We start from the raw sequence: 20,440 nt of genomic DNA on the forward strand, positions 1-20,440 counted from the left end.
TTTAGACTCCTTTAATTAATTTTTCTGTTTCCTTTGGCCCACAATTTAGTAAAATATCTAAAATAGATAAATGTGGTATAAATTCTCCAAATAATTGCTTGTAGGAATAATCTCTTATTCTTTGGTAGATAATTTCTATATTCTCATTCTCAAAGTCATTTTCGTTTAAATAATCTTGCCCTAAACTTCCAGAATAATAAGTACTGGCATTAAATTTCTGACACAATTCTAATACAAAATCACTTTTCTTACCTGTAATCCCTTCTAGATCTGATACATAATATAGCTCCGTATCAATGTTTAATTCACGGATAATAAAATGAATAAAATTCATGTTCATATCATTTAAATTAATCCAATCTTCTGAATAAAAACCCTCTAAATAATCCTTATATACATTAAAATAAGGTGCATTAGAATAATTAATTCTTATCGTTTTCCAATGCTTCCGTTCCCAATCTTGAGTATTGTCTATCTTTAACTCATTAAATGGAATTTCTTTATAATTCTTCGTTTGTATTGGAACCGTTAGCCAAGACGCTCCTTGTGAAGTCTTAATACGATTCCTATTTAAAAAACCTTTTTTTTCAAATTGTGCTATATCATGAAATACAAACACATCTGATTTATGAATTTTTTCAAAAAAACCATACCAAGGTAAATAACTTGGTTGGTGGCCACTAATAATCATAGTTTAAATCCTTTCTTTTAAACAAAAACATTTTTTCAAAGCTGCCCCCCAGTATACCTTAGGTCTAGCAATCCCTTTATTATGTGAATATCCTAAATCCGCATACTTTAATTTATTATGAATTGCTAATTCAAACGCATCATTTAGTAGTAAATATGAAGATTGTGAATTTTTCCCTTCAGTATTATTAATATTAATCCAATAATATAAAACCTTTTTATCCATTATAAAAATGCTGGAACTAATTAATTCTTCTTCTAAGAATGCCCCTAAGAAAAGGATTTTTTCTTGTAAATTAAGCACTAAATGATAAAAAAACTCTCTACTAAATGAATAACTCGCCCCTATACTTGTATTATGTTCTTGATATAATTGGTAAAACTCATCTAATTCCGCTACAGTTATAGGGCGAACTTCAACATTCTGTTTACGTGCATATCTAACACTTGTCCTAGCTTTCCCAGAACACGATGTCCATAAATCCTCAAACCTATTTGGTAGGTCTAACATATAAGTTTCTTTATAATCCCACTTTTCTTTACAATAACTTTGAAAAGGATTTATCGTTATAGGTAATAAAAGCTTTTGAATTTTATTTTCAAACTTCTTATTTATTATGGATTCATAAACTGAAAAATCTATTTTATCTTGGCCAATTATTATTGGACCTCCATAACCAATTAAACTTCCCAAAAGCCTACCATTCTGTACATACATAGGAGTTAAAACTACTGTATCCCGTGTTTCTATTAGTACTGGGAAAAATTGAACACCAGGTAATAATTCCATTAACTTTCCCCATTCGTAACTATGAAATACAGAACCATTGTATTCTTCCATACAGGCATCCCAATATTGGGCGTCAGTACATATTTCGATTTCCATATAATCACCTTTTAATTCTTATTATCTAAATATTTCAGAATTTGACTACATATATACTTAAGGTCCTTATTCACTAAAGGATATTTAAAAGGTATTGATAATACCCTTGGCCATAAATAATCTATATTTTCTGACTCAGTTGCGTACTTCGAAAAAATAGGGATCTCACTCAGGGGTAAGTAATTCCAACAAGTTTGTATACCTTTTTCCGCTAAATGTACAGAACACTCATATCTATCAGATGATTCTTTGAATATAATGGTAAAATAGTTTAAATAAACATTCTGAGCTGAAAATATAATCTTAACGCCATACTTTGCTTCAATTTCCTGCAGCATTGTATAACACAGACTAGCGTTGTATATATTTATTTCTAAAATCTTCTTTGTTTTCTGTAGGTGTTTATCAATTAACAATGAACGTACTATAGACATTCTTTTTGGATTTATAACTTCCGTTTTCTCCGGTAGAGAATCTAATTTACTATTATTATAGGAGGGCAGAATCTCTAATTTTCTCCAATAATTAGTAAATAAACTCAGTACTCTACTCTTTTTTATTTTTATAGCTAATTGTGTTTTTAAATGATTCTTATAATCTAAAATCACTTCTTCCTTCTTTTCTTCATCCATGTCACATAATTCACTTATTGTACGATTAAGAAGTAACGCTCCTCCCCCAATACTTGGGATTGGTTTCGTTCCCCCAAAACTTAAAATACCAATGTCGCCTAAACTACCAACTGGCTTTCCATTTTGATAAGAAAACATTGCTTGTGCAGCATCATCGATGATATAAATATTATTTTCTCTAGCCCAGTCAATAATTTCTAAATCGTCATGACATCCATACAAGTGCGTAAGAATAATTGCCTTTGTATTAGCATTCAAATGTTTTTTTATTTTATTAAGAGAAATTGAATGATTAGTGTTTAAATCAATTAATACAGGTTTTGCTCCCACCGTTAATATTGCTTCTATCACATTAGGACAATTAAAGTTTGATAGAATTACTTCATCTCCCTTTGCCACTTTTAGGTACTTTAAACCAACTACTAATGCAGATGTACCGCTATTAGTTAATACAATTTCTGCATCCGGATAAAGAGCTTGAAGACTTTTTTTAAGTTTAGAATCATTAGGTCTATATACACTTTTCAAAAAAAATACATGATCAGATATACTCCAAAGAGAAGAATATATGGGATACTTAATTTTCTTTGGATTCTTAGGATATAGATACTGTGTTTCCATACTTCTCCCCTATTATTATCTCTAGTCCTTTATCTAATGAAATAATTGGTTGATAGTTTAAAAATAATTTAGCTTTCTCTATTGAAGGGATTCTTCTAAAGATTTCAATGCTAGAATTTCGGACTCCCTCTTCACCTAAATCAAGAAATTTAATTTTACTTTTATTGCCCATTAATTCATTAATTTTTATTGCTAGTTCTTCCATAGATATAGGTTTATTATTGCCAATATTAAAATCTGCAAAGTTTTCTCCTTCATATTCAAAGGCTAGTATAGTTCCGTTAACAATATCACTTATATAACTAAAACATCTAATTTGCTGTCCATCTCCATAAATAGTAATATCTTCACCACTATGAGCTTGTTTTAAAAACTTAGAAATTACAAAGTTATCATTTTGTTGTGAACCGTATACATTAAAATAACGTACCACTCTAATTTTCAAACTATTACTAGCGTATTCTTTCAAATAATCTTCGGACATTAATTTAGCTTTTCCATAAGCTGATTTTGGGATTTTAATATCATTTTCTTTAAACGGAACACTCACTCCATCCCCATATACCTCCGAACTGGAAGAAAACAATAATTTTTCTATGCCATTTTCGTTGCAAACCTGTACAATATTTTTCGTACCTTCAAAGTTCACCCTCACTACATCTTCTTCATTTAAACGACAATTATCAACACCCACTAATGCAGCTAAATGGATTACCCCATCGACATTAATAAGATTTTCTCTTAATGTTGCAATATCTAAAATATCAATTTCCTTAAAAGGAACATCAATACTCGGTTTAAATTTATCAAATATAACTACTTCATACCCCCTTGCTAGTAACTCCTTTGTAACATGCTTACCAATAAATCCGCTGCCACCAATAACCCCAATTTTCATAAATATTTACCTCCCTATTTTTAATTGATATAGACTTTTTAAAGACGTTATAATATGTTCAACTTCATTGTCTGTAAGAGCACTATACAGTGGTAATGAAATAATTTGATTAAATATCTCTTCCGTTTTAGGTAAATATACGTTAAATCTCTCTTCATAATACGGATGCATATGAACAGGAATAAAGTGAACACTAAGCCCAATATTTCTCTTTTTCATTTCTTGAATTACCTGATCTCTACTAACAGGAGAATTAGAATTAATTTTTATAACAAATAAATGCCATGCATGTTTTACACTTGGATCGTTAGTATAATTAGGTAACGTTATATACTCTTGAACCTCTTTTAATTCCTCTTGGTACCTTTCAGCTATTCTCTTACGTTTTTCAATCATTTCATCAGCTCTTTTTAACTGACTAATACCCAAGCTAGCTTGTAGATCCATCATGTTATATTTAAACCCAGGTAATAGAACATCATAACGCCAGCTTCCTTCTTCGCCATAACGATTCCATGCATTTTTGGTGATACCATGCCAACCATATAATCTAGCTTTTTCAGCAATCGATTCATTTTTAGTGACTAACGCTCCACCTTCACCTGTTGTTATATTTTTTGTGGCATAAAAACTGAAACAAATAACATCTCCATGTGTACCAATTAAAGTATTATCATATTTTGTTCCTAATGCATGCGCTGCATCCTCTATCAAAAACAGTCCATATTCTTTACATAATTTTTGAAGTTCTTTTAATTTAGCCGGATATCCAGCAAAGTGAACTGCAATAATTGCTTTCGTTTTTTTAGTAATTTTTCTTTTAACATCTTGAAGATCAAGACATAAATTCTCTTCATCTATGTCTACAAATACAGGTTTTGCACCTACATGCATAATAACGTTTACACTTGAACAAAAAGTAAAACTTGGAACTATTACTTCGTCTTCTAATCCAACTCCCAGAGACAGTAATGCTAAATGTAATGCGGCAGTCCCTGAATTACAACTTACTACATGTTCAGTATTCAGATATTCTTTTAAATTCTCTTCAAACTCTATCACTTTTGGCCCCTTTGAAAGCCATCCAGATTTAAGGGCAGAAACTACCCTCTCTATATCTTCATCATTGATTTCCGGTCGATAAAAAGGAATAAACTCTACCATGTAATCACCTACAAACTTATAATATTTTTTTTATATACTGATTCATCTTTAAATATGTTTCTTGTGTCTAAAATTAAACAATTTACCTCATTAAGCAATTTAAAATTAATGCAATCATGATCCGTATGAACAATAATTAAAGTGTATTTGTCTAATTGACTTAGGTTTAAATCTATAGATTTTTTCAATGTGTTATCGCCCACAATGAGTTCCTCTATAAACGGATCGTAATAATCCACGTTATAGTCTTCTATCATTAAATCATTCATAATATCCAAAGCTGGCGATTCCCTAGCATCATTAACATTCTTTTTATATGCAACACCAACCATAAGAATATCCTTACCATCTTTATCATCTAGTAACTGTAGTGCTCTATTAAGAACGTACTTAGGCATGTTTTCATTAATTTCTCTTGCCACATCAATCATTTTTGTTGCTAAATCCTTATTATTTGCAATCCACTTAAAATAAATAGGATCAATCGGAATACAGTGTCCTCCTACGCCAGGGCCAGGATAGAATTTTTGAAATCCAAATGGCTTAGTTCCTGAGGCATCAATTACTTCCCAGATATTTATGTTTAACTCATTACAAATTTGTGTCATTTCATTAATAAAAGCGATATTTATAAAACGATACGTATTTTCTAATAACTTAGCTGTCTCTGCTACTTCTGGACTGCTTACCTTATGAATATCCTTAATTAAGTTACTATAGAAAGCTGCTGCACAATCGGTACAATTAGATGTAACTCCACCTACGATTTTTATAATATCTTGAATTGAAAACGATTGATTTGCAGGATCGATTCGCTCTGGAGAGTATGCTACAAATATATCTACACCAATTTTAAAATTAGTTTTCTGTTCTAATTTGTATAAAACTTCTTCTCTTGTAGTACCTGGATAAGTAGTACTTTCTAAGATAATTAATGTACCTTTTTTAATGTATTTAACTATTTCATCAACTGCTGAATGAATATATGTTAAATCTGGTTGTTTACTAGTTCTTTCTAATGGTGTAGGAACACATATAACTACAACATCACATTCGTTTATATCATTCATTTCTGTACTAACAAAAAATTTGTTTGTATGTAAAGCATCTTGGATTTCAGTATCTTGAATATCACTGATATAACTTATTCCACGTTCTAGTTTTCTTATTTTTGCTGAATTTTTATCAAAACCTCTTACCGCATAACCTACTTCTAAACATTTAAGAGCCGATGGTAGTCCAACATAACCTAGGCCTACATATCCAATACACGCATTTTTATTTGCAATTTTTTCAACTAATAAACTTTTAGTTTCATTATTTAATACTGTGACCATTACTTATCACTTCCCCAAAAGATTTGATATTAAAATGCATACTAGCAAATAATAACTGTGCGTTCTAAAATCCCATGGATGCATATAAAATACTGAATTAGCAACAAACTACATTTTTAGCACTATCAATCCTCCTAATTCAATAAACATCTAAATTTGTAGAAAACTCATCTGAAATATCAAGGTGTTATTTATATCTATAATATTCACACGTAATTTTTTGGGATTCAATTGATATTTTTCTATTTTTTTACTTTCTCAATATATAATAATATTTATTATTCCGAAAATTCTCTCTTTGAAAAATCAAATATTTTTATATCATTAAAACAACATAATAGTTGTTATATCTACATTTAGTACAATTTTCATCCTTAAATAAAGAAAAAATCACGCATATAATCATCCGGTAAATTCCATTTGTTGGATATTTAAATGAACATTTAACCATAACTAAAATGGATAAATTTTATGTTTTTTACTTTTCATTAAAATTAATGGAAAAAGATCTATCTGAATTATAAAAAACAATTTGAAATATATTCAAATTGTTGACATAACAGATAAATATATTAACACTTGTTGATTTTGTAATAATTCTTAAATACATATACTCACTAATGCTACCCACAAAGCATAATGACGCATTACATCAAAAAAAATCGCAACTCTCCATATTTAATGGGTGTTGCGATTTTTATGTACAGATAATTTTTATAAATTTTGCGTTAACCTAATCATATCCATACATTGAATACCATTTTCATATATTTCTTCATTGTAATTTCGTAAGAAAAAATCCTTATCCACACTGGTTATTCTAAAACCACATTTTTGATAAAGGCCTAATTGCATTAAACTAGAATTTCCCGTGCCTATTTCTATAGTTTTATATTCTTCTTTTTTAGCATAGTCTATAGCAAATTTAAGTAAATATTTCCCATATCCTTTTCCTTGCTCTTTTTCGGAAACTGCTATATTTATAATCTCAATTGTTTCAGGGCAAGTAGGAATTAAAATCATAATACCTACAGTAACCGTATCTTTTTTTAAAACAAAGCATTCTCCCTTTTTTAGGTATCCATTAACTACTTCTATTGAAGGATCAGCTAGTAATAACAACTCCATTTCTTCCTTGTTAACATTTGTACTTTTTTCAATACTAATTCCATCCCAATTATTTAATTCCATCTCTAACATCCTCCCAATTAATATTTTCAATTAATATCTTAATTGAATTCATTCTCACAAAACAATATTAATAACAATTTTAATATTTAGTAGGTAGTTACTATTCTTTATTAGAAAAAAACACATACAAATTGTATGTGTTTTTTCTAATAGAGATTTTTAGCTCATGTTACATCTTCTCTAATATTTCTTGTCTTTCACACCATTTCGTTAGCTTTTCTAATGCCTTTTTAGATAAACGTTTTGTTTTATAATTACAAAACCTAGATAATGTAGACGGAGAAATACTAATTTCATCTGCTATTTCACGTATGCTTACTTTTTTTTCATTGTGTACCTTCAGTATTTGGTCACGGATCTTCTTCTCTATTTGTTCAACTGATTCTACAGTCTTCTTTACCTCTTTAACAACTGTTACTTCAGGTAATTGTTCTTGAGGTTCTTCTATACTTTTCTTTTCAATTACCCTATCCATTGATTGTAGCATTTCCTCAGGTGGTAAAATCGTTATTCCTAAGTTTGCATAATAATTTTTAAACCAGTTACGTTTTCCAATTTGTTGTTCATCAAGCGGATCACTATACTCCCAATGAGAGATTACTTTTTCATTTTCTAAATCCATTAGAACATTTTCTAATTGTTCTCTAATACGATTTGGCTTCCAATCTTTTGGGATATCCATTACTGATAGTAATCCCTTATCCCCTCCTATAGAATATGGCTTTTTCAATGATGAATACATTTGTCTAATTCTCCACTGCCATGTTAAGTATCGAATTAACCTTTTATGATATTTGTGTCTATAACTATTGTATTCAAGTGCTTTTTTAGACAATAATGCCGTTGTATTATTTGATCCGTATAAATAATTGGTTAAAAAGCTACCTGGTTTAATACGACAAGATTCAATGCCCATATATTCATTTGTAACACTATGCCTCCACAATACAACCGAATCTAATACAAATAATCGTTTAACAACCTCACGCTTTAATTCTAGTCGCTCCCCATCGTCTTCACGGTCATTTAATACTACGACTTCATTATCATCATTTAAATAGATAAAAATACTTGCTAAAGCCGCAATTCTCTTTGCTATTTTAATTTTATCTTCCGCTCTGTAGTATTCTTTATTTTTAACTACTGTTTTTGGAATGTTACACATCTCTAAAACTTGCTCATAAGAAAAATCAATGAATTCGTCTGGAGATTTTGCTTCGTTTATCCATTGTATTGTAATTGCATCTAAACAATCTGCCGTTAAATCATCCATATTACTCATTACATCATCGACAAGAGTATTCCACCGAGCAGCTTCTTCTATATTTGTAAGTCTTAAATCTTCATCTTTGTGTGAAGAAAGCTGTGCTACACCATTAGAAGATTTTGTATCAATAGGATATTGTAAAACCTTACTTAACTCATCTTCTTCAAATTGATTTTTTGCAATCCCATCTCTTAGCTTATAATAAACAGCAGAGTTATTTACCTCATAATAATCCTCATGGTTTACTACGTTTGTCTTGTCTATATTTTGATCATTTTCTAATATTTTTGAACTTGAAGGTGCTACATTTTGAAATTCTTTTTCTATAAATCCTTCAATTTCTTTATATATTTCTTCCTTATAGGAATCAATTTTCGCATAAATTTGTACTAATGTAATACCGGATTCTTGCTTTTTTTCTAACCAAGACACTAATGCAGTAAATGATGAAGAAGCATGGGGTGAGGTTAATACTTTATTATTGTTGTTTTCAACATCTTTAAAGTATGCATTCCACTTCTCCCATACTAGCTCATTCGTTTTATAAATTGGCTCAGAGATTAGTAATGCATCTCGAAACATTTGTATTAAGTTATCCACTTTATATTCCTCCCTAAACCATGGATCACAACAAAGTAGTTTTCATTATAAGGTTTCTTACTACTATTATATTTAATTTATTGTAACAGATATTTACAAGATTTTGCGTCTTTCTTTCCTTAACCCCTTAACTTGCAACAGATTGCTCTTTCTTTTACCTATTTTTCTTTACTTGCATTCCTTTTGCGCTTTGCTTTCCTTAAATCCTTAACTTGCAACACGTTGCTCTTTCTTTTACCTATTTTTCTTTACTTGCATTCTTTTTGCGCTTTGCTTTCCTTAAATCCTCAACTTGCAACACGTTGCTCTTTCTTTTACCTATTTTTCTTTACTTGCATTCCTTTTGCGCTTTACTTTCCTTAAATCCTTAACTTGCAACACGTTGCTCTTTCTTTTACCTATTCTTCTTTACTTGCATTCTTTTTGCGCTTTGCTTTCCTTAAATCCTCAACTTGCAACAGATTACTCTTTCTTTTACCTATTCTTCTTTACTTGCATTCCTTTTGCGCTTTACTTTCCTTAAATCCTTAACTTGCAACACGTTGCTCTTTCTCTTACCTATTTCTTCTTTACTTGCATTTCTTTTGCGCTTTACTTTCCTTAAATCCTTAACTTGCAACACGTTGCTCTTTCTTTTACCTATTCTTCTTTACTTGCATTTCTTTTGCGCTTTGCTTTCCTTAAATCCTCAACTTGCAACACGTTGCTCTTTCTCTTACCTATTTCTTCTTTACTTGCATTTCTTTTGCGCTTTACTTTCCTTAAATCCTCAACTTGCAACATGGTTGCTCTTTCTTTTACCTATTTCATTCAACTTGCAACACGTTTGCGGTATCCTTTACCTATTTCATTCAACTTGCAACAGTATATTTTATTTCTCAACCTAGTAATTTTAAAATTTTTAAGCCACTTTTCTTATATTTTGAGTAAGTTACATACATAAAATGCAACATGTTTGCGGTATCCTTTCCCTAACTCCCTACCACTTTTCACTCCAACCCCATATATATCAAGCTTTTAAAGGTTTTTTATTTAATTCTTTATGTATCATTTAACTTGCAACACGTTTGCGGTATTCTTTCCCTTATTTTTCACCCAAGATGCAACACTGTTTGCGGTATCTTTCCCCTATTTCCAATCTATAAATACCAACAAATCCTTTTACATCAAGGATAATCATTGTAATTTATTTTAAATGATTATCCTCACCAACTTGCAACATGTTTGCGGTATCCTTTCCCTAACTCCACTACCATTTCTACTCTAATCCTTTATATATCAAGGGCTTAAGTGTTTTTCTGCTCATTCATATACATATCATCAAACTTGCAACACGTTTGCGGTATCCTTAACACAAAAAAAAATTAAGAAATTCTCTTAACCCTTGATACGACTAGCTTCATAAGCTGTTGCAAGTTGCTATTTTTCTTCTTAAAGGAGCACGTTTCAGCATTTTTCATTTTGCTATAATCAAAATTGGTATATTTTATAGTATTTTGACATATATTTCTGAATTTGTAGAACGGAGGTGAAAAAGATGGGGAAATCATTTGTGATACGTAATCAACGTAGCTTAAATGGGAAAACAACAAACGCAGTTTTAGTAACACTAAAATCTTGGCAAAAGTTTGTGGAAACATTTGAGGAGAAGTACTACAGCTATAAAGATACATATTTAGAAGATATTCTGCAGCACATGACATACGAAGAACGTATTGCTGACGAAGAAGGCTTTGTCGAAAAAGCCAAACCATCTTTTTCACGTCGCGCATTGTCTGCACTTGCAGAAAAAACGGGAAGAAAACATAAATTATACGGCATTACGAATGCTGATCTCGAAGTTTTCTTATATCTACATAAGAAATGCTTTACTAATGGTGTCATTCCAAATGTAACAATACATATGATGTGGGAAGATTACAAGCAATACAAAGAAGAATTTGCTTATATCCAACACTCTCAATTCTATATTGCATTAAAGAAATTAAACTTACATAACATTATCTCCATTGAAAACGGAGTAGATGGCCGATATACAATCAAGCTGACTCATTTTATGAATGAGGAATCAGAAAAAGCAAATCCATACGTATATATTAGTCCTGTTGTATTTACCAAGGCTTTCTTTAAGTTATCTGTAGCGTCTAAGAAACTATTCTTAGACATCGCCATGCAACAACATACAGAAACAACGTTAAAGCGTTCATTAGACAAGCAGGACGAAAGAGGCAACAAAACTCACTTCGGTGGGATGTATCGTTTCTTACATAAAAAATATCCACATCAAATCCGTGCCGTTATCGACGAATTAACAACGGCATTACCATGTACGGGGAATCCCCTGTTCAAAATTTGCAAAATGCAAAAAGGTGTAAAGCATACAAAACGATATACGACATTATATCTGTCTATCCATTCAGACTTCTTATGTTCGAAAGAAGCTGGAGAAGAACAACATAGGGATCCATTTACACCAAAAACTACCTATGCTCGTAAAGCGAAATTTATCGAAGCAGTTCTACAAGAAATGAATATCGGTGAACTGTCTGCAGACATGAATAAATTCATTCATGTATTAAAACATACTTGTCATCGTCAAATCCGCAGTGTAATTCGCGGACTTCGTGACATGATTGATCGAAAAGAAGGATATCCAACGAAAATTGTATATACATTGAAAAAACTATTACATCAAACATCTCAATATCAAATTCTTGATGCAGCTGCGAAAGAAGGTATCTATCCTCTTATTGCGCAACATATACCAAAAGAGAGAAATAGTGACCGTGAACAAGCTGTCTTTAATTTCGGTTTACATTATTCTATGTACTCTCTTCACAATATTAAGAAGATGTTTAAGAATGTGCATGCACTACTGAAGCAGAAGTTTGCGGTACCAGTGACGGAAGAGTCTTATCACCGTAATTATCTAAAATACCAGGAAGAAACGTTATTTAGAAAATATGCGTATGATCAGGGTGTTAATCTCCATGCATATATCGCTTTAGAAATTGAAATGCGTGAAAAATTAAAAGTACGTGGCCATAAAGAACGCATAATTCCAAGTGATGTACGTGAATGGTTTATTGAAGAAATTGATAAGTTACCACAAGAGCAGCTGCGTGTGATTGAGCTACCAAAACAGTTTAATTTACTAGAGTTTATGCGTAACTTCGAACGTTTAGCACGTGCTGGTGTAACAATAACATCTCCAGATCAGGTACTAACCGCAATGGAAATAAAATAATAGCAACGAGCTCTCTATTTTTGAAAAAAACAAAAGTGGAGGGCTATTCGTGTTTATTTGATTAGTAACACCTTCCTAATAATCTATTTATAAATACTAATTCGAAAGAACTTCATGTAAAATGGAGTCTTTTTTTATGCACTTCTATACAAATTTGATTCTATCAATACATAACTCTCCACATAATACGAGAGTGTATTCCTCTAATGTATTAAAACCTATCTCATAATACCTACAAAAAATCAAAAGGAAAATTATAAAAATAGTGGATATGAGGACAAAAAGGATCCAATGTGGATATAATTTTTCTAAAATCATTGTAATTACTAATGTTGTTGTATTTATCTAATAAAAATCATCAATAATAATGTGAGTTATGTGTAAATACTGAGTAATGTTAACAAATAGCTCCCTAATCTGAATGAAATGTGGATAATTAGAGGATTAATACCAACTTGATCACCAAAATAAGTAAAACAACTTCTATTTACAAGGTTGAATATATATAATGCGATTGGTATCAAATTCTTTCCGATTTCATGTAGAAATATAGTATTTTCTTTCTGCTTTTTTGTAGAATTAAAAGTCTAATAATCCTTGAATCTATGGATACTTTTTCTGTCATTTATGATTTTTTATGTTCTTATATCAAATTTCCCCTTGTAGGAGTAAGTCTACCCTCTATTTTGACTAACCTATAAAAGTTTTATCTTTATTTCTTTTTAATATATAAGATATATATTTATAATAGATTTTTAATATAACTAGTGTGCTTGTTAATAAGATGTCTGACCTAATTGAAAATATTTGTAAATCGCGTTATAATAATGGCAATTAAACATATCATTACCCACATAAAAAAAAGGCAAACCTAAGTATCCCTATCAGGATGAGGTTTGTCCTTTTTTCATTTCTTCTTTAATTTGTGTATAAATGTTCGTCATTATATTATTAGCTCCTCTTTTTTAGATAGAAAAAGAGAGTCCCTCTTTATAGGCACTCTCTCTTATGTATACCCTCTATTTTTAATCAATTACGATTTCATGTATATTTAGCTTGTTTAATTTTTCGTTATAGAAATTCATTACCTTTTTAGCATGTTGTATAGCCATTAACCCATCTTGAACGGTAAGAGCTTCGAAATACGGATAACGAATGTCTGTAGCATAACCATTCAGCTGCACGCATTGTTCTAAAATCAATGAGAACTCCTCATCTAATCTACAACAAGATTTGTGCAGCATTAAAAGGTTATGAGTTTTTGGGACTGTCCTATCGTTTAGTGCAAGAAATCCTTTTAGAAGTTTTTCCACACATTGTTGACTATGATAACAAATAATTGCAGTGGGGAAAGGTTTCATATGAGATAAGTAACTAGCAGAATCTAAATCAGATTTTGCGATAATTACCCACTCTTTTAGATCCTCAGTATTTCTCATATAGGACCTTCCCTTCTAGTGCAATCTTATGTTCCATAGTTACGGTACGGTTAGCACGTTCTAGAAACTCTTCTGGCCCATACACTAAAATATCAACTGGTGTTTCCATAACATCGTAAATACCCCAATTGATACAATTAATGACTTCCCTTTTTCTTTCTCCTACACCTTCCACAACAATACAGAGATCAAAATCACTATCTTCATTTGGTGTGCCATATGCATGAGAGCCAAAAAGGATGATTTTTTGGACAGAAGACACAGTTTCACGAATCTTTTGCACCAATAGATCCAATTCCCTTTGTACCTCTTCGTTAATCCGAATCACCCCTCGGATAATGTAATTAAATAGACGTTTAAGTATATTATACATGCGTTTCTCTTCTCCTTGCTATTACATATTTATTTTTATATTTTTCTCTTGTTTCCCAACGTTCTGCAATGCTTGATAACATTCGTATATCTGCTTGAAATCTTGTAAAAATCCATGGTCAGAGATACTATGAAATCCTTTAAAGTTCTTTCTACACCAATATAAGATGCTAGATTCATCCTTCGCTAAAAAAGAATCCGGATTGAAATAAATCAAAGTCTCTGCTAAACAAGCCAGAAGCAATGGTATCATTTCGGAATCTTTCTTTGATAAATCAAGTACAGATACAACGGTATATTGCTTATATTGGTAGTATTGTAGAACACCATTACACATGTTTGTTGGTGTTAAACTGTGTTGTAATTGAGTGGAATCTAATTGATACACTCTCATCTTGTCCCCTCCTACATCATTACTCCTCAATTGGTGCAGCTTTCATAAAAGCCTTTTGAGCTTGGAAAATGATATAGTGATTCGATACGGTACCTTTATCAAAGAGTTCGTTGACGAATTGAGCAACTGTCATGGCAGCGAACTTATTGGTAATAACGCGCTGTGGTTCTGAAGCAGCTGACGGATTATAATTTCATAATAAGAAAGTACCCATTCATCAAATGAGTACTGTTCATAACCATCTTCTAGAAATTCAATCAAAATATGACTGGGATACGCTTCACTTTGATAGGTGTTAAACGAAAATTCATGTAACACGAATTGAAAATCAGATTGTGTTATATGTTCCGAGCCTATACATAAATAGTAACCAGCTGTATCGAAGTAACATCCTTCCGCAACCATAGAACTAATATCCGAAGCAAAATTCGAATACATGTCTTCTGAGCTAAATAACGTGCCATCTAACAGGTCTTCTTCAGTTCCAAAGGCAAAGTGACAAAATATACGTGTTTGCTCGTTAAAACGCGCAAGCGACTCGAATAATAGTTCACTTGTGATATGCAACTTGTCCCTGTGAAAATCATTGATATTGATTAAGAATGGGATGTTATATTTACGAATTAATTTTTGTATGCGTAGTATCCGAATGTATACTTTCATCTCATTTCCTTGATTAAATAAATATCTCATCTTCTAGCCCCTGCTTTTCTACATTTTCTAGTTGTTCAGTGAAAAGATGTAAATGTAGCATTTCTTTTAATTCACAATCTGGACCATTTATACGAAATGAATTACCACTATAAAACGTGACATAATGTTGTAGCTGCTCAAATTGCTTTTCAAATTCATCTATATGTTCTAATGGTATGTTTTCTAAATCAGGCATTTCGTTCGCAATAAATCCATTTATAATCGATTCAAAGAATTGACGAAGTTCATGATTATTAGGAAGGACTTCTTTTGACTGTAAAAAGTCAAAGAAGTCACTGTGATTCATATTCATTTGGATACCCCCTTACACGAGAACCGGTAGAATTAACTGCAGATTAGAGTGAGTTGTATCCTCTGCTCCCACTACCACGATAGGTCTCTGATTACTAATCATTTTTATCGCGATTGTTTCAGAAGTTATCGTTTGTAGTGCTTGTAGCAGATATTCCACATTACAAGCCAATGTAAATGCTTCTACTTGATTACATGGAATTTCTACACTTGCAGTACCTACTTGAGAATTTTGTGGTTTAAGATGGATGCTTTCTTTTCCTTCTGACGTAAGCACGATTAAAGAGCTTAAGAGCTGTTTTAAGAGACTTAATTGGTAACACGACTTCACCATCTTTTGCGATAGTGATCTGCGTACAATCAAAATGTAAACGGGCTAAACGGTGAGCATCAGTTGCTATACTAAAGAACTTATCATCAACTGATTTTAAGTTCACACCTGTTAGGATCTTACGTGTATCCATTGCGGGAATAGCATGTAATGTTCCGTTGGCCATCGATACAAATTGTTCTTGTGAAAGTGAAATCCAATCTTCCCCTGCTTCAATTTTAATTTTAGGATATTCTTCATGATCCATGGTACAACAGCTAAATTGTTTCTTCTTACTTTCTACGATTTTTAGCTCATTATTTTTATGTTCAAGACCGATGAATTCACTTTTGAATTTCTTAATCGTTTTAAGTACCGGAGCAGCTGAAAAAAGCACCTTCCCCGGTTCAGTACAATCCCCACTGTTTACATTAAAGCGAGTTACTAATGTTACTGTTTCTGTACCGTCTGAACCCATTAAAATCATTCCCTTTGAATTACAATCTAATAAAACACCTTGTAATGCCGGCATTGGGTTTTTAACGTCTACAGTAGCACTAGCTTTCTCTAATTTTTCGATAAATAATGTACGGTTAATAGTAAATTTCATAATAAACCCTTCCAAAAAAGTAATAAAAAAAGAACAGACCTCATATCCTGTTCATTCGTTTCCCTGCTATAAAACAAAGCTTTACGCGCTTTGTTGTTTTTTTAACTGTTCTATGAGTTGATGAATGGCTTCTGTATGATCATGAAGTAACCATTCTCTAAAGGACGTAATATCTCCAGGTATAAAAGTCGATAACCAACGGCTAAGCTGTTCTTCATTCCCATGGCTTATATTTATGGCCTCATGAATCAACTGCAAACGAGTTATAATGTCCTCTAATCCACCAATTGTTGTATCTTCGAATGTTCTAACCTGTGCATTATGATTGTGATTATAGGCACGCAAAATATCCGTAGATGTAATTCCTAACGGCTTTACTAGCTTTTGTATGTCTTTAATTAATAATTCCAGACTTCGCTGTACATTCGATGGTTCCTTCTGTGAACTTCCTTGTTTATTTTTTTGCTGTAACATAGTAGGTGGTGTAAAATAATATCCATTCCTTTGATAAGAAACATAGATATCATTTTTCCCCTTACCCTGTGTAGTAAGCTCTACTTTATGTGGTTTTATATTATATAAATATCTTCCCACGCCCCAAAGGACTGCGGCCCTTTTTAAGCTATTGGAAAATCCACATTTTACAGCATTGTAATCAGATTCTTCACTGCCATCCTCTTTTGATATCCAACGTTCATTCAAAAACACTGAAATGGTACATTTTGTAGCCTTCTCACCCCATTTTTCATACGACACTTGCCAATTATCAATACCGAATACTTCATCAAATCGGTCCTGAATGGCGCGTGCGTCAACAAATGGAGCTACATACGCAAAAAAACGACCTTGGCTTTCAAATGTATGTGTAATTTTCCAACCTAATTGTTCGAACGGAAATTCAGCTTGTAAACTTTCCATTATATTCGTCATAATAATCCTCCTGTATTACTTTTTATTTCGAATCTGGGTGTTTCCACTCTTTCTTTCGAAATTCATCAATCATTTCACATATAATTCCTCTGTTTTCATGAAGCAACCAATCCTCATAGGAAGTAATATCTTTTCCTGATTGAATGGATAGACGCTTATTCAAATCCTCTATACTTTTACAACTGATATTCCTTGCTGCATAAATGAGACTTAAACTTACTTTCAAATCTCTTAAATCAGAAATGGTAATATCCTTAAATGTCGTAGCTTTCGTATTGAAGTTTTGATTGTGCGCTTGCAACATTGATACAGAACTGATCCATAAAGGATTAGCTAGTTCTTTAATTTCTTTAATAATGTCATGTAAATGAGCATCATTTTGTAATTTCCTTTGTGATTTTTCCATGACTAAATTCATGATGTTTCCCCCTAATTAATAAAATCATTGCCTAAAGTGCTGGCTATACAATAACTCCAAACTTGAAGACAACACAAAAAGGGCTTCTTCAAGTCGATTAAAAATGTGTATAGCAAAATAAGCTATAGATACACTAATCGGCTCAAAGAAGCCCTTTCATAAATGAAACAAGACGCAACTTGCTTCTACAACTCAACCACAACACAAAAAAGGTGTGGGAATAAACGGAATCAATTAAACAATAAATATATCTGTATATTAAGCTATCTTTATTTTTAATGCAAGTAAAAAAGAGTGAAACAACCGTAACACTCTTTCATCCATAGTATATTATTTGCTCCAAAACTCATTATAATACCAAGCTCGATAAGAAATATGTTCTGATACATCCATTATTTTCATACGTCTTCTATGATTTTTAGGATGAACAGGTATACTATATATCTTCGCATCGTCTGGTTTCGTCAAATCATCTACTTCAATTTTTACAACTTTTTGTCCAGTGATAATATAGATATTTAATTTCCACTGGATAAACCAGCATTTCTACACCATATAATGTTACTCAAGTGAAAATAAAGTGGTTTAAAATACTATGTTAAATCTTTACAATATATCATTAACTTATGAGATACTAAAAATAAACCGTAATAAAAGAAGTGTTAAAAATTTTGAAATCAATTAAAAGTTGGAAACTAAGAGAATTTAGACAAAGTAAATCATTAACAATACCTCAATTTTCGAACGAACTAAACTATAACCCTACTCTGATAGGAATGTATGAAAGGGGTATAAAACGTCCTGATAATTCCTTCTGGGATAAGTTGAATAACACTTATAATATGTCTCCTGATTATTTTATGCAATAATACCTGACAATAAAGTCGTTTAATTACTTCTGTAAATTAAACGACTTTATTATGTTTTAAAGAACTTTATTATTTATATACATAATGCGTCTTTTGCTTCATTATGATTATATAAATGTATATAAATTGTAAGTTATATGTCCAATTTTTTCTGTACTTATTTCGTTTTAGCTTCCATAATTTATGTATGTAGTGCATTCTTATCAATTTTCCCCATTACTTTAACTCGTAGGGGCATTAACTTTAGAACTCTACTAATGGATAAGCAAGTTAATAATTGTACTTGAAAATGGAGTGATACGATGAATAAGACGTATGATGTCATTATTACTGGTGCTAGATGTGCCGGCTCTACCCTGGCAATTTATCTTGCTAAGGCAGGTTTCCATGTGTTGTTAGTGGACCGAGCGAATTTTCCAAGAGACACATTATCAACCCATACCTTTTTCAATAATACTGTCGCTCTTCTTCGAGAAATCGGTGTCATGGACAAGTTATTGGAAACAAAAGCACCGCCGGTACGGGATATTAAATTTCAATTTGAGGATACCGTGATAGAAGGTCTCATGCCCGAGGTTTACGGAGAGGAAAGTTGTTATTGTATTAGAAGAACTTATCTCGATCATATTCTACTTGAACAAGCCAAATCCCAAATGAATGTAACTGTTTTAGAAGGATTTCGTGTGACGGATGTCATCCGTGATGACGAAACAGTGATAGGCGTGAAAGGTTTAGACGGCGACAACGAGAAACAAGAATTTTTAGCTCGCCTGGTAGTCGGGGCAGACGGCCGATCCTCTATTATTCGCAAGCTGGTAAAAAGTGAACTCAAAATAAGTATTCCGGCAACAGTCGGCATCTATTTCGGGTATTTCTCTGGATTTCGCCACGATAATGTCCCTAAATTTGAAGTATACAAGATAAAAGATAATACAGCCATTCTCTTTCCGACGAATGATGATTTATATGTAATTGTCGGCATTTTTCCATTAGAAAATAAGGAATTGATAGAACAGTTAAAATTAAATCCGGAAAGCTGTCTACTCAATTTCTTTACAGAAAACTTTCCAAATACAACAATTGGGGAGCGCTTGAAAAATGCAGAACTAGTAGAACCGGTCAAAGGCATTCTCGGATATGATAATTACTGGTATAAAGGAATGGGAAAAGGATGGGCGTTGGTTGGAGATGCAGTTTGTTTTAAAGATCCTGGCATGGTGCAGGGTATCCATGATGCTATATATGGAGCACGTATATTATCCAATATTCTATCAAAATATAAGGCACAATCCGATCAATCAAATCAAATGTCTGAAGAATATCAAAAGGCAATAGAAGATGAGTTTATGGTTCGGTTTCACATGGGATGCCAAATTTCGAAGAATGAACGCATATCTGAACAACAGGATGCTGTCAATAAGCTAATCAGTTCCCATCCAGAGGCTATAGAGAAGTTTTTAGGGATTTACAATTATGCAAACGAGCCCGCTGCTTTAGAAAAAGAACTCGCACGAATTATGCAATCGATCTAACAATGTGTTCAGTGACAATAAAGTTGTT

Annotated in this window: 19 protein-coding genes and 2 pseudogenes; 3 read left to right on the forward strand and 18 right to left on the reverse strand. The window is 31.9% G+C overall.

Translation table 11 applies throughout. The annotated features are described in order from the left end of the window. Nucleotide 1 precedes the first annotated feature (1 nt). The 9 genes from MR112_RS23030 to MR112_RS23070 form a co-directional block, all read right to left on the reverse strand. On the reverse strand, nucleotides 2-691 hold the full coding sequence (locus MR112_RS23030) for a WbqC family protein (RefSeq protein ID WP_071731707.1): 690 nt from the start codon (nucleotides 689-691) through the stop codon (nucleotides 2-4). A gap of 3 nt (nucleotides 692-694) precedes the next feature. After that, complete coding sequence (locus MR112_RS23035; protein ID WP_071741277.1) at nucleotides 695-1,576, reverse strand: GNAT family N-acetyltransferase; 882 nt, start codon at nucleotides 1,574-1,576, stop codon at nucleotides 695-697. A gap of 11 nt (nucleotides 1,577-1,587) precedes the next feature. Further along, a complete protein-coding gene (locus MR112_RS23040) occupies nucleotides 1,588-2,829 on the reverse strand; it encodes an aminotransferase class V-fold PLP-dependent enzyme (RefSeq protein WP_071741278.1) in 1,242 nt (413 codons plus the stop codon). Further along, a complete protein-coding gene (locus tag MR112_RS23045) occupies nucleotides 2,804-3,727 on the reverse strand; it encodes an NAD-dependent epimerase/dehydratase family protein (protein WP_061655871.1) in 924 nt (307 codons plus the stop codon). The genes MR112_RS23040 and MR112_RS23045 overlap by 26 nt, the downstream gene beginning before the upstream one ends. Nucleotides 3,728-3,733: 6 nt before the next feature. Next, nucleotides 3,734-4,891 (reverse strand): DegT/DnrJ/EryC1/StrS family aminotransferase, encoded by a 1,158-nt coding sequence (locus tag MR112_RS23050; protein ID WP_000229114.1) that lies wholly within the window; start codon nucleotides 4,889-4,891, stop codon nucleotides 3,734-3,736. Between the two features lie 8 nt (nucleotides 4,892-4,899). Beyond that, nucleotides 4,900-6,228 (reverse strand): nucleotide sugar dehydrogenase, encoded by a 1,329-nt coding sequence (locus MR112_RS23055; RefSeq protein ID WP_242245454.1) that lies wholly within the window; start codon nucleotides 6,226-6,228, stop codon nucleotides 4,900-4,902. 714 nt (nucleotides 6,229-6,942) lie between these two features. Then, a complete protein-coding gene (locus tag MR112_RS23060) occupies nucleotides 6,943-7,419 on the reverse strand; it encodes a GNAT family N-acetyltransferase (RefSeq protein WP_080450849.1) in 477 nt (158 codons plus the stop codon). A 169-nt stretch (nucleotides 7,420-7,588) separates the two neighbouring features. Continuing rightward, the gene (locus MR112_RS23065) at nucleotides 7,589-9,286 is read right to left on the reverse strand and encodes a helix-turn-helix domain-containing protein (RefSeq protein WP_061654766.1); all 1,698 of its coding nucleotides are present in this window, start codon (nucleotides 9,284-9,286) and stop codon (nucleotides 7,589-7,591) included. Between the two features lie 639 nt (nucleotides 9,287-9,925). Beyond that, nucleotides 9,926-10,069, reverse strand: coding sequence for a hypothetical protein (locus MR112_RS23070; RefSeq protein ID WP_242245455.1), 144 nt, complete (start codon nucleotides 10,067-10,069; stop codon nucleotides 9,926-9,928). A 754-nt stretch (nucleotides 10,070-10,823) separates the two neighbouring features. Between MR112_RS23070 and MR112_RS23075 the strand changes: the two genes are divergently transcribed. Then, nucleotides 10,824-12,533 (forward strand): hypothetical protein, encoded by a 1,710-nt coding sequence (locus MR112_RS23075; RefSeq protein WP_061655362.1) that lies wholly within the window; start codon nucleotides 10,824-10,826, stop codon nucleotides 12,531-12,533. A gap of 1,025 nt (nucleotides 12,534-13,558) precedes the next feature. Here the strand turns inward: MR112_RS23075 and MR112_RS23080 are convergent. The 9 genes and pseudogenes from MR112_RS23080 to MR112_RS23115 all read right to left on the reverse strand — a co-directional run bounded on the left by MR112_RS23080 (nucleotide 13,559) and on the right by MR112_RS23115 (nucleotide 18,011). Next, complete coding sequence (locus tag MR112_RS23080) at nucleotides 13,559-13,972, reverse strand: HEPN domain-containing protein (protein WP_242245456.1); 414 nt, start codon at nucleotides 13,970-13,972, stop codon at nucleotides 13,559-13,561. Beyond that, on the reverse strand, nucleotides 13,959-14,345 hold the full coding sequence (locus MR112_RS23085) for a nucleotidyltransferase domain-containing protein (RefSeq protein WP_061655364.1): 387 nt from the start codon (nucleotides 14,343-14,345) through the stop codon (nucleotides 13,959-13,961). Before MR112_RS23085 ends, MR112_RS23080 begins: the two co-directional genes overlap by 14 nt. A 21-nt stretch (nucleotides 14,346-14,366) precedes the next feature. Then, entirely contained in the window at nucleotides 14,367-14,738 is a 372-nt protein-coding gene (locus MR112_RS23090) for a hypothetical protein (RefSeq protein ID WP_242245457.1), read from the reverse strand. Between the two features lie 19 nt (nucleotides 14,739-14,757). Then, nucleotides 14,758-14,916: pseudogene (locus tag MR112_RS29085) on the reverse strand (ThiF family adenylyltransferase); the annotation flags it as partial. Next, nucleotides 14,868-15,431 (reverse strand): hypothetical protein, encoded by a 564-nt coding sequence (locus MR112_RS23095; RefSeq protein ID WP_242245458.1) that lies wholly within the window; start codon nucleotides 15,429-15,431, stop codon nucleotides 14,868-14,870. The pseudogene MR112_RS29085 and the gene MR112_RS23095, both read right to left, overlap by 49 nt. Then, the gene (locus tag MR112_RS23100) at nucleotides 15,415-15,744 is read right to left on the reverse strand and encodes a hypothetical protein (protein ID WP_242245459.1); all 330 of its coding nucleotides are present in this window, start codon (nucleotides 15,742-15,744) and stop codon (nucleotides 15,415-15,417) included. The genes MR112_RS23095 and MR112_RS23100 overlap by 17 nt, the downstream gene beginning before the upstream one ends. Nucleotides 15,745-15,756: 12 nt before the next feature. After that, nucleotides 15,757-16,663 (reverse strand): annotated as a pseudogene (locus MR112_RS23105) (DNA polymerase III subunit beta). A gap of 81 nt (nucleotides 16,664-16,744) precedes the next feature. Continuing rightward, entirely contained in the window at nucleotides 16,745-17,593 is an 849-nt protein-coding gene (locus MR112_RS23110) for a Rad52/Rad22 family DNA repair protein (protein ID WP_242245460.1), read from the reverse strand. A 22-nt stretch (nucleotides 17,594-17,615) separates the two neighbouring features. Further along, nucleotides 17,616-18,011 carry a hypothetical protein gene (locus MR112_RS23115; protein ID WP_048534068.1) on the reverse strand — a complete coding sequence of 132 codons (396 nt, stop codon included), beginning with the start codon at nucleotides 18,009-18,011 and terminating at the stop codon, nucleotides 17,616-17,618. Nucleotides 18,012-18,670: 659 nt separating this feature from the next. Between MR112_RS23115 and MR112_RS23120 the strand changes: the two genes are divergently transcribed. Then, complete coding sequence (locus tag MR112_RS23120) at nucleotides 18,671-18,880, forward strand: helix-turn-helix domain-containing protein (protein WP_229196313.1); 210 nt, start codon at nucleotides 18,671-18,673, stop codon at nucleotides 18,878-18,880. Nucleotides 18,881-19,182: 302 nt separating this feature from the next. Beyond that, a complete protein-coding gene (locus tag MR112_RS23125) occupies nucleotides 19,183-20,412 on the forward strand; it encodes an NAD(P)/FAD-dependent oxidoreductase (RefSeq protein ID WP_061655368.1) in 1,230 nt (409 codons plus the stop codon). Nucleotides 20,413-20,440: the final 28 nt, after the last annotated feature.

This window comes from Bacillus cereus group sp. BfR-BA-01330, from assembly GCF_022663885.1.
GTDB classification, from domain to species: domain Bacteria; phylum Bacillota; class Bacilli; order Bacillales; family Bacillaceae_G; genus Bacillus_A; species Bacillus_A cereus.